14 protein-coding genes are annotated in these 14,151 nt (G+C 62.6%); 7 read left to right on the top strand and 7 right to left on the bottom strand.

What is annotated here, in order from left to right; genetic code table 11:
- Positions 1–98: 98 nt before the first annotated feature.
- Together lptE and leuS are read right to left on the bottom strand one after the other, a co-directional pair.
- Positions 99–677, bottom strand: coding sequence for an LPS assembly lipoprotein LptE (lptE, locus tag DBIPINDM_RS19315; RefSeq protein ID WP_258588727.1), 579 nt, complete (start codon positions 675–677; stop codon positions 99–101).
- Complete coding sequence (leuS, locus tag DBIPINDM_RS19310; protein WP_258588726.1) at positions 664–3,291, bottom strand: leucine--tRNA ligase; 2,628 nt, start codon at positions 3,289–3,291, stop codon at positions 664–666. The genes lptE and leuS overlap by 14 nt, the downstream gene beginning before the upstream one ends.
- Before the next feature lie 156 nt (positions 3,292–3,447).
- On the opposite strand from leuS, the gene DBIPINDM_RS19305 reads away from it, so the two are divergent.
- On the top strand, positions 3,448–4,110 hold the full coding sequence (locus tag DBIPINDM_RS19305) for a YggS family pyridoxal phosphate-dependent enzyme (protein ID WP_258588725.1): 663 nt from the start codon (positions 3,448–3,450) through the stop codon (positions 4,108–4,110).
- 6 nt (positions 4,111–4,116) lie between these two features.
- Here DBIPINDM_RS19305 and DBIPINDM_RS19300 read toward each other — a convergent pair whose 3' ends face one another.
- Positions 4,117–5,271 (bottom strand): NAD(P)/FAD-dependent oxidoreductase, encoded by a 1,155-nt coding sequence (locus DBIPINDM_RS19300; RefSeq protein WP_258588724.1) that lies wholly within the window; start codon positions 5,269–5,271, stop codon positions 4,117–4,119.
- A gap of 109 nt (positions 5,272–5,380) precedes the next feature.
- Between DBIPINDM_RS19300 and DBIPINDM_RS19295 the strand changes: the two genes are divergently transcribed.
- From DBIPINDM_RS19295 to DBIPINDM_RS19285, 3 genes are all read left to right on the top strand, one after another.
- Positions 5,381–5,767: a winged helix-turn-helix transcriptional regulator gene (locus DBIPINDM_RS19295; RefSeq protein ID WP_416361765.1), complete on the top strand. Its 387-nt coding sequence runs from the start codon at positions 5,381–5,383 to the stop codon at positions 5,765–5,767.
- Positions 5,768–5,929: 162 nt separating this feature from the next.
- Positions 5,930–6,979: an aldo/keto reductase gene (locus DBIPINDM_RS19290; RefSeq protein WP_258588723.1), complete on the top strand. Its 1,050-nt coding sequence runs from the start codon at positions 5,930–5,932 to the stop codon at positions 6,977–6,979.
- A gap of 213 nt (positions 6,980–7,192) precedes the next feature.
- A complete protein-coding gene (locus tag DBIPINDM_RS19285; protein ID WP_258588722.1) occupies positions 7,193–7,537 on the top strand; it encodes a hypothetical protein in 345 nt (114 codons plus the stop codon).
- A gap of 28 nt (positions 7,538–7,565) precedes the next feature.
- On the opposite strand, the gene DBIPINDM_RS19280 is transcribed toward DBIPINDM_RS19285, so the two are convergent.
- Both DBIPINDM_RS19280 and DBIPINDM_RS19275 read right to left on the bottom strand, forming a co-directional pair.
- On the bottom strand, positions 7,566–8,291 hold the full coding sequence (locus DBIPINDM_RS19280; RefSeq protein ID WP_258588721.1) for a neutral zinc metallopeptidase: 726 nt from the start codon (positions 8,289–8,291) through the stop codon (positions 7,566–7,568).
- A 121-nt stretch (positions 8,292–8,412) separates the two neighbouring features.
- Complete coding sequence (locus DBIPINDM_RS19275; RefSeq protein WP_258588720.1) at positions 8,413–9,318, bottom strand: LysR family transcriptional regulator; 906 nt, start codon at positions 9,316–9,318, stop codon at positions 8,413–8,415.
- 138 nt (positions 9,319–9,456) lie between these two features.
- On the opposite strand from DBIPINDM_RS19275, the gene DBIPINDM_RS19270 reads away from it, so the two are divergent.
- Genes DBIPINDM_RS19270 through DBIPINDM_RS19260 form a run of 3 tightly spaced genes read left to right on the top strand, consistent with a single transcriptional unit; the run spans position 9,457 to position 13,067 of the window.
- Positions 9,457–10,650 (top strand): MFS transporter, encoded by a 1,194-nt coding sequence (locus tag DBIPINDM_RS19270; RefSeq protein WP_258588719.1) that lies wholly within the window; start codon positions 9,457–9,459, stop codon positions 10,648–10,650.
- Positions 10,651–10,706: 56 nt separating this feature from the next.
- Positions 10,707–11,987: an SGNH/GDSL hydrolase family protein gene (locus tag DBIPINDM_RS19265; protein ID WP_258588718.1), complete on the top strand. Its 1,281-nt coding sequence runs from the start codon at positions 10,707–10,709 to the stop codon at positions 11,985–11,987.
- 45 nt (positions 11,988–12,032) lie between these two features.
- Positions 12,033–13,067 (top strand): aldo/keto reductase, encoded by a 1,035-nt coding sequence (locus tag DBIPINDM_RS19260; protein WP_258588717.1) that lies wholly within the window; start codon positions 12,033–12,035, stop codon positions 13,065–13,067.
- 48 nt (positions 13,068–13,115) lie between these two features.
- Here DBIPINDM_RS19260 and DBIPINDM_RS19255 read toward each other — a convergent pair whose 3' ends face one another.
- Together DBIPINDM_RS19255 and DBIPINDM_RS19250 are read right to left on the bottom strand one after the other, a co-directional pair.
- A complete protein-coding gene (locus DBIPINDM_RS19255) occupies positions 13,116–13,508 on the bottom strand; it encodes a DoxX family protein (RefSeq protein ID WP_258588716.1) in 393 nt (130 codons plus the stop codon).
- Between the two features lie 124 nt (positions 13,509–13,632).
- A complete protein-coding gene (locus tag DBIPINDM_RS19250) occupies positions 13,633–13,905 on the bottom strand; it encodes an usg protein (protein WP_258588715.1) in 273 nt (90 codons plus the stop codon).
- Positions 13,906–14,151 lie beyond the last annotated feature (246 nt).

The raw sequence follows: 14,151 nt of genomic DNA, 5'->3' as shown, positions 1-14,151 counted from the left end.
CGAGCTAAAAAGGTGAGCTGAAAATAGGGTACCCGACCGCTGCGAGGCGGCCGGACGCAACGATCGAGAGGGCGTCTTCCGTGAAACGAAAAACGGCGCTAGCCAGCCGCCTTGCCGTGCCGGACCAGATCCTGGGCTACGGACAGTTGCAGGGCTTCGGCCAGTTCGCGCGCGGCGCGATTTTCAGCGTCGATCTGCGCCCGGTACGAAGCGAATTCCTGGCGCGGCCTGTCGAAGGACGAGGTGATCGCGCGCTTGCCGACCGTGATGACGGCGCCGGTTTTCATATCGGTCAGCGTATAGCTGGCGTTCAGCGTCACCGAACCGGCGGTCGGCTCGTCTTCGTCGGTTCCAACCTGCACGAGCGCCGCCGAATCGACGGCTTCGGTCACGGTGAGATCGAGCGAATAAAGCGGCGAGGCCGGTTCGCCGGCACCGCGCCCAAAGCCGAAGATCAGATTGTTGCGCACCTGCTGGGCATACCGCGTCTTGACCGGCTTGATGGCGATCGACGCCAGTTCGGCATTGGCGGTCGAGCCCGTCGACAACGGCGCGTTGGAATAGAGCGGCCGCACCGTGCAGGCCGAAACCAGCGCCAGCGAGCCGACAAGGCCGGCAAGCGCGGCGCGGCGCAGCAAACGGCTCAGCTCTGTCTTTTCCCGATCAGGCAACGACATTGACGATCCTCTGCGGCACGATGATCACCTTGCGCGGAGCCTTACCTTCGAGCGCTTTCTGCACGAAGTCGAGAGCCAATACCGCTTTTTCGACCGCACCTTGGTCCGCGTCGCGGGCAATTGTCAAATCCCCCCGCTTCTTGCCGTTGACCTGCACCGGATAGGTCACTTCATTGTCGACGACCAGTGCCGGATCGAAGACCGGCCACGGCCGTTCGGCGACCAGATCGGTGCCGCCGAGCGTCTCCCAACACTCTTCGGCCAGATGCGGCATGACCGGTGCGACCAGATGCACCAGCATCTCCACTGCCTGGCGGCAGGCGCCTTTGAGTGCTGGATCGGCCTTGCCTTCCGCCACCGCGTTGAGCGGCGTGGTCAGCACGTTGGCCAGTTCATAGATGCGGGCGATGGCGCGGTTGAAGCCGAGTTTTTCGATGTCCTCGCCGATCGCCTTCAGGATCTTGTGCGTGGCCTTCGACACCGCTCCCGCCTCACCGGCGTCGGCCGCGACCGGCTTGACGCCTGCCAGTGTCTCGGCGGCGATCGACACCAGGCGCCAGATGCGCTGGATGAAGCGATGCGCGCCGGCGGCGCCATCGTCGGTCCATTCGACGTCGCCCTCGGGCGGCGAATCCGACAGCATGCACCAGCGCGCCGTGTCGGCGCCATAGCCATCGGTGATGTCTTCCGGGCTCACCGTGTTCTTCTTCGATTTCGACATCTTTTCGAGCGAACCGATCGCCGCCTCTTCGCCGGTGGCAATCTCGATGGCGCGGCGCTTGCCGCCGGCATCCTCGATCCTGACCTCAGCCGGCGACAGCCAGCGGCCATTGTTCGACGCGCCGCCGACGCGATACGTCTCGTGCACCACCATGCCTTGCGTGAACAGGCCCTTGAACGGCTCGGCCAGGTCGACATGGCCGGTCTCGCGCATGGCGCGGGTGAAGAAGCGCGAATAGAGCAGATGCAGGATCGCGTGCTCGATGCCGCCAATATACTGGTCGACCGGCAGCCATTCATTGGCCGCCTTGGGATCGGTCGGCTCATGCGCATGAGGTGCGGTGAAGCGGGCGAAATACCACGACGAATCGACGAACGTGTCCATGGTGTCGGTTTCGCGCCGCGCATCGCCACCGCATTGCGGGCACTTCACATGCCGCCAGGTCGGATGCCGGTCGAGCGGATTGCCCGGCCGGTCGAAATCGACGTCGTCGGGCAGCTTGACCGGCAGGTCGGCCTTCGGCACCGGCACCACGCCGCAAGCCTCGCAATGGATCATCGGGATCGGGCAGCCCCAGTAGCGCTGGCGCGAAATGCCCCAGTCGCGCAGGCGGAAATTCACCTTGCGCTCGGCCATCGGCCGGTTGCCGATCGTCTTCTGCTCCAGCAGCTTCGCCACCTCGTCGAAAGCCTGGGTCGGCTTCATGCCATCGAGGAAACGCGAATTGATCATCGCGCCATCGTCGCCATACGCCACGTCGATGATCTGGAAGGTCGCTTGATTCTCGCCCTCCGGCATCACCACCGGCACCACCGTCAGGCCGTATTTGTTGGCGAAGTCGAGGTCGCGCTGGTCGTGCGCCGGGCAGCCGAAAATGGCGCCGGTGCCGTATTCCATCAGCACGAAATTGGCGACATAGACAGGCAGCGTCCAGCTGTCGTCGAACGGATGAACGACGCGAATGCCGGTGTCGAAACCCTTCTTCTCGGCCGTCTCCAGCGCCGCCACCGAGGTGCCCATATGGCGCACCTCGTCGATGAACTTCGCCAGCGCCGGATTGGTCTCGGCGGCTTTCTTGGCCAGCGGGTGGTCGGCGGCGATCGCCATGAAGGACGCGCCGAAAATGGTGTCGGGCCGCGTCGTGTAGACTTCCAGCTCATGCTCGCCAGCAATGTCCGAGGCCAGCGGCCAGCGGATCAGCAGGCCTTCCGAACGGCCGATCCAGTTCTGCTGCATCAGCTTCACTTTTTCGGGCCATTCGTCGAGGCCGTCGAGTGAATCCAGCAGGTCCTGCGCAAAATCGGTGATCTTGAAGAACCACTGCGTCAGCTCACGCTGTTCGACCAGCGCGCCCGAGCGCCAGCCGCGCCCGTCGATGACCTGCTCGTTGGCGAGCACCGTCATGTCCTCCGGATCCCAGTTGACCTTGGAGGATTTGCGCGTCACCAGCCCCTTCTCGACGAAATCGAGGAACAGCATCTGCTGGCGGTGGTAGTAATCGACATCGCAGGTGGCGAATTCGCGCGCCCAATCCAGCGACAGGCCCATGACCTTGAGCTGCTCGCGCATGGTGGCGATGTTCTGATAAGTCCATTCCTTGGGATGGACCTTGTTTTGCATCGCCGCGTTCTCTGCCGGCATGCCGAAGGCGTCCCAGCCCATCGGGTGCAGCACATTGAACCCCTTGGCCCGCTTGTAGCGCGCCACCACGTCGCCCATCGTGTAGTTACGGGTATGGCCGATATGGATGCGCCCCGACGGGTAGGGAAACATCTCAAGTACGTAGTATTTCGGCTTCGGATCGTCATTGTGCGCTTCGAACAGCTTCTTGTCGGCCCAGGCCTTCTGCCATTTGGGCTCTGACGCGCGCGGATTGTATCGTTCGGTTGCCATGGGACGTTTTTCACTTAAAAGCAGGCGCGAACCGCGGGCGACTGGCTCGGCGGTTCAGGGAATGTGGTCCGGGTGTTCACCATGGTTTGGCAAACCCGTCAACCATATGGGCATCGCGGCGGCTAAAAACGCGAGTCAAAACAGCGGGATTTGCATATGGGTGACACCGTTCAGCAGTTTTTCGCGGTCAAGGCGAAGATCGCCGCCGTAGAGCAGGAAGCCCGCCGTGCGGCTGGCGCGGTGACGCTGGTGGCCGTCTCCAAGACTTTTGACGCCGCCGACATCCAGCCGGTGATCGAGGCCGGCCAACGCGTCTTCGGCGAGAACCGCGTGCAGGAGGCGCAAGGCAAATGGCCTGATCTGAAGCAGGCCTTTGCCGATATCGAACTGCATTTGATCGGCCCGCTGCAATCGAACAAGGCGAAGGAGGCGGTGGCGCTGTTCGACGTCATCGAGACGGTCGACCGCGACAAGATCGCCGCCGAACTCGCCAAGGAAATCTCAAGGCAAGGCCGCGCCCCAAAACTCTATGTCCAGGTCAACACCGGCTCCGAGCCGCAGAAGGCCGGCATCGAGCCGCGCGACGCGGTGGGTTTTGTCGCCCGCTGCCGCGATGTCCATGGCCTCGCCATCGAAGGCCTGATGTGCATCCCGCCGGCCGATGAAAACCCCGGCCCGCACTTCGCCTTGCTGGAAAAGCTTGGGCACGAGGCCGGCGTCGCAAAACTGTCGATGGGCATGTCCGGCGACTACGAGACGGCCATCGCCTTCGGCGCCACCAGCGTCCGCGTCGGCTCGGCGATTTTTGGTAGTCGGTAGATCGCGTTAGAGCGAGAATATTTTCGCATAATTCGGCACCAGCATGTGCTCGGCTTTTACTTTGCGGACAAGCCATGACCACCGCGTGTGGCCAAACAGGGGAAGGTGCGCAACGCCGGTTCGGCTACCTCGCGTTACTACCATCGTCGGATCGCCGGTTCGTGGTTTGTAGGACAGAGAGGGTGACTTGCCAGCCAGAATGGAGCGAATATTGGTGGCTGCGACCTTGACGTGTCCCCTGATGTGAAACGCCATCTTGTTTTCAGCAAGATCGGTAATGTCGCCGAGCGCAAAGATGGTTCTTTCTCCTTTCACCCGGAGGTCCGCTGCCACCTTGACATGGCCGTCTGGTGTGAGCCGGCTGGCAAAGTTTTGCTTCATGAAGGCGGTGTTCGGCCGCCCTCCAATGCATAGTATTGCGAGGTCGTAAGCGATGACCTGACCGGCGTCGGTGGTAACCTCGCCACTGCCAGCAAACACGTCTTGCAAATTGGACAAAAGCCCATCGATGCGCTGTCCGGTCAGGATCGTCACACCCCGCTTTTCCAGAATTGAAGCGGCGCGAGCAGCGGCGGCTTCGGAAGTGCCTCGCAAGATGCGTGGCTGGGACTCGACCAATGTGACATGCTTGTGCGGCCATGCTTCGGTAATCTCACCGGCGACTTCGACACCAATAGGCCCGCCGCCGATTAGAAGAATGCGCTCGGCGCCTGCAAGGCGGTCATGGAACCGCTGATAGAACGCATGGCGGTCAGCGCCGCTCCCCTCCTGGCCGCGCACCAGTTCGTTGGCGAAGCGGTTCCCCGTGGCCAGGACGGCAGCCTTCCCAGTGACGAGAAGCCTCCGGCCGGAAGCGTCTTCGACGATACCGCCCTCGCTGGTAAGCTCCGTCAGGCGAGCGGCGACATGATCGACTCGAGGAAGAGCCTTTGCAAAGGGCATGATGGACTGCCTGGAGAAGTCGGGCTTTACCAGATTGCGCGGTGCAGCCATCGACACTTCGAAATAATCGAGCGGATCGACCAGGATCACCTTGGCAGTGGCGGACAATTGCCGCGCGAGGAGAGCTCCGGCAATGCCGCCCCCGTAAATGACGACGTCACCAACCTTTCGCTCCCCGACACGCTCTTCGTTTGCCACTTCCACGCTCACGTCTTTCACCTGTTCGCTCGTTAAATGAGGACGGCAGGGCCAATCCCTTTACCGCTGCAAATTTTGTGATCTAATATTGAATTGGCAAGTAGGATGATTTTTATGGTATAGGATGAAAATGCAGACTATTAAGGAAATGAAGGCTTCAGCGCCTGCCGAAGAGTGTCGCGGACAGCCAATGGAGCGCTTCCACGTCGCGATGCGGATTCTGACGGGGAAGTGGAAAGGCGAGATTCTCTGGCAGCTCGTTCACGGCAAGCGGCGCTTCGGCGAGTTGCGACGAGCAATACCAGGCATCACGCAACACATGCTCACCGCACAGTTGCGCGATCTCGAGCAAAACGGTCTTTTGATCCGCACCTGCTACGCCGAAGTGCCGCCGCGTGTGGAGTATGAACTCACATCCGTTGCACTCGCCCTTCGCCCCGTTTTCGACGAGATTATTCGTTGGTCTGAAAACCATGCCGCGCGGCTGAAACTCGACACCTTCGACACTCGATCCTAATCCCTGGGAAGCCTGCCCCTACCGCAACGATGCTGGTGACCCGGTGTTGGGGATTGGCGACGGTTTTGAGCCAGCACTGGTCCATCATTGCACCACCACTGGAAACGAAACGTTCCGTTCCTATTTGTTTTGTGTCATCACAATTCTCCTGGAGCCTTCACCATGCGCTACAACCAGCTTGGCAATACGGGGATGTTCGTCTCCGAACTGTGCCTCGGCACCATGACCTTCGGCGCCGCCGGCCAGAATGCCCAATGGGGCCTGATCGCCAGCCTCGATCAGAAGGGCGTCAACGAGATCGTCGGCCGCTCGCTCGCCGCCGGCGTCAATTTCTTCGACACGGCCGACGTCTATTCCTTTGGCCAATCCGAACGGCTGCTCGGCCAGTCGCTGAAAGACCTCGGCGTCGACAGGCAGAACGTGGTCATCGCCACCAAGGTGCACGGCGCCATGGGCGAAGGGCCGAACCAGCGCGGCTCGTCGCGCGGCCACATCATGGATTCGGTCGATGCCAGCCTCGAACGGCTGCAGCTCGACCATATCGATCTCTATCAGCTGCACGGCACCGACACGGTGACGCCGATCGACGAGACGCAGCGGGCGCTCGATGATCTGGTTGCCAGCGGCAAGGTTCGTTACGTCGGCGTCTCCAACTGGGCAGCATGGCGCATCGCCAAGGCGCTCGGCATTGCCGACCGCAAGGGCTTTGCCCGTTTCGAGACCATCCAGTCCTATTATTCGATCGCCGGCCGCGGCCTCGAACGCGAGATCGTACCGCTCATCAACGAGGAGAAACTCGGGCTGATGGTGTGGTCGCCGATGGCCGGCGGCCTGCTCTCCGGCAAATACGGCCCCGGCGCGCCCGGCAATGGCGAGGGCCGCCGCGCTTCCTTCAACTTCCCGCCGGTCAACGAGGATCGTGCCTGGGCGGCCGTCGCCGTCATGCGCGAGATCGCCAAGAAGCATGATGTCAGCGTCGCCACGGTGGCGCTTGGCTATGTCCTGGCCAAGCCTTTCGTGATGAGCGTCATCATCGGCGCCAGCCGCATGGAGCAGCTCGAACAGAACCTTGCCGCGACTGAAGTGAAGCTAGACACCGACGATCTCGCCAAACTGGACGAGGTCAGCGCGCTGCCGGCCGAATACCCCGGCTGGATGCTGGAGCGCCAGGCGGCAGGCCGGCGCCCGGCGCCGTTCACGCCGAAGGCCTAACGGGCTCCACGCGATTTTCCGGAAAGCCGCGTGTCCCTTAGAGCATGATCCCGAAAAGTGGGTGCCGGTTTTCGGAAAAGATCATGCTCAAACAAAGAGATAGAGCCCCATCCCGATTCAATCGGGATGGGGCTCTAGAGCGTGCGGCTTTTTCTCGCTTCGACAAGGCCGCACGGGTCGCCTTGAACCGGACGCGTGTTCACAGCTACCATCATGACGACGGAGCAACATACCGGGATGTCAGGGGCGATGATGGCATCATCCGCCGATGAATTTCGAGACCGGATTGTCGCGATCATGGCTGATCGCCAAGCTGCGGCTTCTGCCAGCCCTTACGATTGGAAAGTCTGCGTCGGTGCGGTCAGTGCCGCGCAAGCCGAATTCGAAAAGGTCGTCGTCGCTGGTACGGCGCATGACTACGCAGCCGCCGTCATTTCTCGTTTGGAGCGGCTGCGGGACGCATATTATGACCCGGATGGAGAATACACATCCGGGCGATCGGACATCGGCACCGTCATTGAACAGATCAGGAAAGCACTGAAGTCTATCGGCGAGTAATCACTCATCCGACAGGCCGGGCTCGGCATCAAAGCGGATTGCTGGAGGTATCGCAATCCGCGATCGTCTTTCCAGCAAGGCCCCGGTCAAACCAGCGGATACGCTGTTGCGATGTGCCGTACCTTTTTGCGTTCGGGTCTTTGGAGGCATTTGCCGCCTGATCATCTCCGAGAGATCGAAGCAGTTGCCTGGCCTCAGTCAGATCGGTGTCTTCCAGCAACCCCTTGTCCTGAACATAGCGGCTCCATAGGCCGGCAAAACAATCGGCCTGGAGCTCCACCTGTTCCGATCGGATGATAGCGGCTTCCTGGTTCCCGTCGGTTACATCAGGGTGCGGAACGTCCGAGATGTTCTGCACATGGTGCCCAACCTCTCGGGCGACAATCAACGCCTTGGCGAAATCGCCGGTCAAGCCAATCTCTCGAAGCTCGGGGAACGCCGGATCGAGATAAATTCTATGGTCGCTCGCGCAGTATGATGTCCCTGCAACAGGGCCGCATGCGGTGGCGATAGTGCCGGTATACAGCACCAGCTTGGGCTCCTCATATTTCAATCCGCCGGCTTTGAAGGTGGCGCCCCAGAAATCCTCGGTTTCAGCCAAAGCCACGGAAAGGAGCTGCTTGACGTCATCCGGTTGGGCGTTTGGAGCGGGCACCGCAGCCGTCGAGACCTCGGCTGCCTCGGAGATCGTTGGAGCATGCAGCAATGTCGCGATGGCAAGCAGCGATGCCGTGGCCAAGGACAAGCGGACCAATTCACGCCTCCTGAATTGCCAACGCTCCGGGTGCCTTGGCGCGAGGCGCCTGCGACGACGGATGGGATTTCATATCCTGCCCCCGCTGGGTTGTCGAACAGACCTTGAAAGCCGCGCTTCGTCAGAGCCGCACAGTCTCGGCCAGGAAATCGAGAAAAGCCCGCACCCGCGCCGGCAGATGGCGGCCCTGGCCGACATAGACGGCGTGCGTGGCCTCTTCATCGCCCGGATTGAAATCCTCCAGCAGCGCCACCAAGCGGCCGGCGGCAATATCGGCCGCCACGTGCCAGCGCGCCAGCCTGGAGATACCGGCCCCGGCCAGCGTCATCAGCCGCATCGCTTCGCCGTCGCTGACCAGCGTGTTGCCGGTGATCGGGATCATGATGGCGCGGCCCTCGGCGTCGCGGAACGGCCAGCCGTCGATATGCCTGACGAAGCCGAAGCCCATGCGATTGTGGCTTTCGAGATCGGCTGGCGTCAACGGTATGCCCTGCGTTTCGAGATAGGAGGGAGCCGCAACCACCACCACCGGGCTCTGCCCGAGCTTGCGCGCCACTAGCCGTGATTCGCCGAGCGGCCCAGCCCGGATGGCGACATCGGCACGCTCGGCCATTAGGTCGATGACGCTATCGGTCAGCACCAGATCGACCGAGATCTCGGGGTAGCGTTCGAGGAAGCGCGGCAGCAGCGGGATCAGCCGGTGCACCCCGAACGGCACATAGGTGTTGACGCGCAGCCGCCCGCGCGGTGCGGCACCCGCCGCTGCCTCGCGCTCGGCCGCCGCCATGTCGGCGAGGATGCGCAGCCCGCTGTCGTAGAATGCTGTTCCTTCCGGTGTCAGCTGCAGCTTGCGTGTCGACCGGCTGACCAGCCGCGCGCCAAGCCGGGCTTCCAGCCTCGCGATCAGCTTGCTGACGGCCGACGGGGTCATGCGCAACGCGCGTGCCGCGGCCGAAAAGCTGCCCGCCTCGACGACGCGCACGAAGACTTCGATCTCGCCGGAGCGATTGATGTCGGGTCTGGCCATCTGTGAATCTATTTCACAGACAATGTGCCCGGCGCAAGTCTGGTTCACAGTGCATGGCGACACGATCTTTCGGGTCGGGGCGCGGGTTGGACAAGGCGCTCGTCGCCTTAACGGCCCGTCTTGGAAGTGGAAACCGCCATGCCTCTTGGTCTCTACGCCCTCGCCGCCGGCGCCTTCGGCATCGGTGTCACCGAATTCGTCATCATGGGTCTGCTGCTCGATGTCAGCAAGGATCTCGGCGTCTCGATCTCGGCCGCCGGCCAGCTGATTTCGGGCTATGCGCTGGGCGTCGTCATTGGCGCGCCGCTGCTGACCATCGCCACCGGCAGCTGGCCGCGCAAGACCGTGCTTCTGGTGCTGATGGCGATCTTCACGCTTGGCAATCTCGCCTGTGCGCTGGCGCCCGACTACTGGACGCTGATGGGCGCCCGCATCATCACCGCCTTTGCCCACGGTACTTTCTTCGGCGTCGGCTCGGTGGTCGCCACCGGCCTGGTCGCGCCCAACAAGAAGGCTTCGGCGATCGCATTGATGTTCACCGGGCTCACCATCGCCAACATCCTCGGCGTGCCCTTCGGCACCTGGCTCGGCCAGGCCTTTGGCTGGCGCGCCACCTTCTGGGCAGTGACCCTGGTCGGCCTGGCGGCCTTCGCCGTCATCCTGGCTCTGGTGCCACGCAGCCAAGAGGCACCCGAGAAGAGCGATTTGCGCGCCGATCTCGCCGTGCTGCGCCGTACGCCCGTCCTGCTCGGCCTCGCCACCACCGTGCTCGGCTATGCCGGCGTCTTCGCCGTCTTCACCTACATTGCCCCGCTGCTGACGGAGATCAGCGGCTTCAAGGAAGCCGCCGTGTCGCCGATCCTGCTCGTCTTCGGTGGCGGTCTCATCGCCGGCAATCTCGCCGGCGGCAAGGTCGCCGACCGCTGGCTGGTGCCGGCCGTGCTGGGCAGCCTTGTGGTGCTAGTGCTGGTGCTCGCCACCATGAGCTTCGCCATCCACAGCCAGGTCATGGCCGTCATCTATGTCGGCCTGCTCGGGGCCGCCGCCTTCGCTACCGTGGCTCCGCTGCAGATGTGGGTGCTGGACAAGGCGCAAGGCGCCGGCCAGAGCCTTGCCTCGTCCTTCAACATCGCCGCCTTCAATCTCGGCAACGCCGCCGGTGCCTGGCTTGGTGGCGCGGTCATCGCCCATGGCCTGGGGCTGGGTTCACTCACCTGGGTCGCCGCCTTGCTGCCGGTCGCAGCGCTCGGCGTGGCGGGATTGGCACTGCGTCTCGACAGACATGAAGAGCGGCTGGTCCCGGCTGCCGCGCGCCCCGCATCCATAGAGTGACCTTCGGAATCCATCCCGACAGACGCCATGAGATCAAAACCAGAGAGGAGACACCTATGCCACATCTTGTCCGCCGCACCATCGTCGCCCTTGCGACAAAGCGCCTGACCCTCGCCGCGCTCGCCTTGGCGGCTACGTTGATCGTCAACCCCGCGATGTCAGGCGAGAAGCAGGACTGGGTCGGCACCTGGACTGCCAGCCCGCAACCGACATGGGGTCCCGACTTCGCCTTGCCGGTGAAGATAGCGCCGAAGCTCGAGAACCAGACGATACGCCAGACGATCCGCACCAGCATTGGCGGCAAGCAATTCCGCATCGTGCTGTCGAACGAATATACCAACGCACCGATTCAGATCGGTGAAGCGCATGCCGCGATTGCTGGCGAGGGTTCCAAAATCGTCGCCGGCACCGACCACGTCGTTACCTTCGGCGGCCAGACCAAGGCGATAGTTCCGGCGGGCGCGCCTCTGGTCAGCGATCCGGTGGACCTGCCCCTCGACGCCTTGAGTCACCTGTCCATATCGATCTATCTGCCTCGGGCGACGCCGATCTCCACCTTCCATTGGGACGGCAAACAGACCGCCTATATCGGCGACGGCAATCAGACGGCTTCCGACACAATCGCCGCCGCGCAAACCACCGATGCGCGCATCCTGGTCAGCGAAGTTCTCATCGACGCGCCGGCAAATCATGGCGCGGTGATCGCGATCGGCGATTCGATCACCGACGGCAATGGCGCCACGCTGGACGCCGACAATCGCTGGCCGGACTTCCTGGCAAAGCGTCTCGCTTCGAACCATATTGCGGTGCTCAATGCGGGCATATCCGGAGCCAGGCTCCCGGATGACGCGATGGGCGTCAAAGCATCGGCGCGCTTCGACCGTGACGTGCTGGCCCAGCCCGGCGCCAAGGCTGTGGTGCTGCTTATCGGCATCAACGACATCAGCTGGCCAGGCACGCCCTTTGTGTCTGGAAAATCCCTGCCATCGTTGGCGGCACTCACCGACGGCTATCTGCAGCTCGCCGCCCAGGCGCACGCCCACAATCTCATCATCCTCGGCGGTACGCTGACACCTTTCGAGGGCGCGCTGAGCGGCACGCCGCTCGAGGGTTACTACACGCCGGAGAAGGAGGCGTTGCGCCAGAAAGTCAACGACTGGATCAGAACCAGTGGCGCCTTTGACGCCGTCGTCGACTTCGATGCGTTGCTCCGCGATCCCGCACATCCGGCACGCCTGCTGCCGGAATTCGATTCCGGCGACCATCTGCATCCCGGTGACAAGGGAAACCGGGCCATGGCCGAGGCCATCGATCTTGGCCAACGGATCGGGAACTGAGCAGACCGGCACCTGACTTAGAATTGCAATTGAAAGGATAAAACCATGGATTATCGACGTCTCGGCACTTCGGGCCTGAAAGTGCCCGCACTCTCATTCGGCGCGGGAACCTTTGGCGGCTCCGGCCCGCTGTTCGGCGCCTGGGGCAACAGCGACGCCGTCGAAGCGCGGCGGCTGATCGACATTTGCCTTGAAGCCGGCGTCAATCTCTTCGACACCGCCGACGTCTATTCGAACGGCGCTTCGGAAGAGGTGCTCGGCGAAGCGATAAAAGGCCGCCGCGACGCCGTGCTGATCTCGACCAAGACCTCGCTGCCGATGGGTGACGGCCCGGCCGACTACGGCTCATCGCGTTCACGGCTGATCAAATCCGTCGACGCCGCGCTGAAGCGCCTCGGCACCGACTACATCGACCTGTTGCAGCTGCACGCCTTCGATGCCGGCACCCCGATCGAGGAGGTTTTGTCGACGCTGGGCGAGCTCGTGCGCGCCGGCAAGCTGCGCTATGTCGGCGTCTCCAACTTCTCCGGCTGGCAAGTGATGAAGTCGCTGGCGGAAGCCGACAAGCACGGCTACCCGCGCTACGCTGCGCATCAGGTCTACTACTCGCTGCTTGGCCGCGACTATGAGTGGGAACTTATGCCGCTCGGCCTCGACCAGGGCGTTGGCGCGCTGGTGTGGAGCCCACTCGGCTGGGGTCGCCTGACCGGCAAGATCCGCCGTGGCCAGCCTCTGCCGGAAAAGAGCCGGCTGCATGACACGGCAAGCTTCGGCCCGCCGGTCGAGGACGAGCATCTCTACCGGGTGATGGATGCGCTTGACGCGGTGGCCGGGGAAACCGGCAAGACCGTGCCGCAGATCGCCATCAACTGGCTGTTGCAACGCCCAACCGTTTCCTCCGTCATCATCGGCGCCCGCAACGAGGAACAATTGCGCCAGAACCTCGGCGCCGTCGGCTGGTCGCTGACGCCGGAACAGGTGAAAAAACTCGACGCGGCAAGCGAAGTCACCGCGCCCTACCCGTATTTCCCCTATCGCCGCCAGGAAGGTTTCGCCAGGCTCAACCCGCCGGCGGTGTGACATCTCCCGCCTGGGTCGTGCGGCGCACGGCCCAGGCCCCGGAGTGCCCTATCCCCAGATCGGCCAAAGTGCCGGCTGGCCGCTGCCGATCAGAGCGATGACGATCAGGCAGACGATCCACAGCGCCGGATATTCCCAGCCACCGCCTGCATTGGTGAACCAGAAACCATTCTTGCCGTGCACGAGCACGATCGTGCCCAGCATCAGGGGAATGAGCAAGATCGCCGCCAGCCGCGTGGCGACGCCGAAGATCAGGCCGAGACCGCCGGCCGTTTCGGCGGCGATGGCGATCAAGCCGAAATAACCGGGCACGCCGAGCGACTGGAAATAGTCGGTTGTGCCTTTCGGCGTGAAGATGGCGTATTTCAGATAGGCATGGGCAAGAAACAGGCCGCCGACACTGAGACGAAGCAGCAGCGCGGCATAGTCGAAAGCGGTCATGTCCGTTCTCCCGATCGCGGACGCCGCCCTGGGCACCCTGCCTTGCCGCGCCGCCCGCAAAGGATAGCCGACGGCCGCATTGCTGTCGCCGCACAAGAATGGAAACAGATCGTCTGCAGCAGCGTCAGTGCAGGACGAACTCGCCGTCCACCTTGCGCCATTCATTCGGCGCGATCAGCTTCTGGTGCGTGTAGACAACCGAGTGCAGCGGCCCGTCGAGCTCGGCCTTCCAGAATTCGATGAATTTGATCAGCACCGGAAACTTCGGGGCCAGATCGTAGTCCTGCCAGATGAAGCTCTGCAGCAGATGCGGGTGGTCGGGAAAGTGATACAGAATCTTGGCCGTGGTCAGGCCATACCCTTTGAGCATCAGGTCCATTTCGGAATGGTCGCGCATGGCGGTCCCCAAATTGATTCTCCTGTCCTCCCAACGTCAGAGTGTGCGCGCGGTTGCTTAACTGTCTATTGATTTTTCCTGATCGAAATAGGCTTTTCGACGCGAAAACATACAGTTAGCAGCGGACCTGCCCGAGTGCTGACAGCACTTGGCGGTGCCCCTGCGGCATCCAGCCGCGCGAATCCAACGTCTAATGTTGCCGTCTCGGCGGAACTGGTAATAATGCCGCCGAATTCGCGGCTGCTT

The organism is Mesorhizobium sp. AR02, from assembly GCF_024746835.1.
Taxonomy (GTDB): domain Bacteria; phylum Pseudomonadota; class Alphaproteobacteria; order Rhizobiales; family Rhizobiaceae; genus Mesorhizobium.
This window is presented reverse-complemented; position numbering and strand designations above follow the sequence as displayed.

Bases quoted from the DNA above. Each gene is read 5' to 3' on its own strand.
- leuS (WP_258588726.1), bottom strand. From the start codon at position 3,291: ATGGCAACCGAACGATACAATCCGCGCGCGTCAGAGCCCAAATGGCAG.
- DBIPINDM_RS19270 (WP_258588719.1), top strand. From the start codon at position 9,457: ATGCCTCTTGGTCTCTACGCCCTCGCCGCCGGCGCCTTCGGCATCGGT.
- DBIPINDM_RS19255 (WP_258588716.1), bottom strand. From the start codon at position 13,508: ATGACCGCTTTCGACTATGCCGCGCTGCTGCTTCGTCTCAGTGTCGGC.
- DBIPINDM_RS19265 (WP_258588718.1), top strand. From the start codon at position 10,707: ATGCCACATCTTGTCCGCCGCACCATCGTCGCCCTTGCGACAAAGCGC.
- DBIPINDM_RS19290 (WP_258588723.1), top strand. From the start codon at position 5,930: ATGCGCTACAACCAGCTTGGCAATACGGGGATGTTCGTCTCCGAACTG.
- lptE (WP_258588727.1), bottom strand. From the start codon at position 677: ATGTCGTTGCCTGATCGGGAAAAGACAGAGCTGAGCCGTTTGCTGCGC.
- DBIPINDM_RS19295 (WP_416361765.1), top strand. From the start codon at position 5,381: ATGCAGACTATTAAGGAAATGAAGGCTTCAGCGCCTGCCGAAGAGTGT.
- DBIPINDM_RS19260 (WP_258588717.1), top strand. From the start codon at position 12,033: ATGGATTATCGACGTCTCGGCACTTCGGGCCTGAAAGTGCCCGCACTC.
- DBIPINDM_RS19275 (WP_258588720.1), bottom strand. From the start codon at position 9,318: ATGGCCAGACCCGACATCAATCGCTCCGGCGAGATCGAAGTCTTCGTG.
- DBIPINDM_RS19285 (WP_258588722.1), top strand. From the start codon at position 7,193: ATGACGACGGAGCAACATACCGGGATGTCAGGGGCGATGATGGCATCA.
- DBIPINDM_RS19305 (WP_258588725.1), top strand. From the start codon at position 3,448: ATGGGTGACACCGTTCAGCAGTTTTTCGCGGTCAAGGCGAAGATCGCC.
- DBIPINDM_RS19250 (WP_258588715.1), bottom strand. From the start codon at position 13,905: ATGCGCGACCATTCCGAAATGGACCTGATGCTCAAAGGGTATGGCCTG.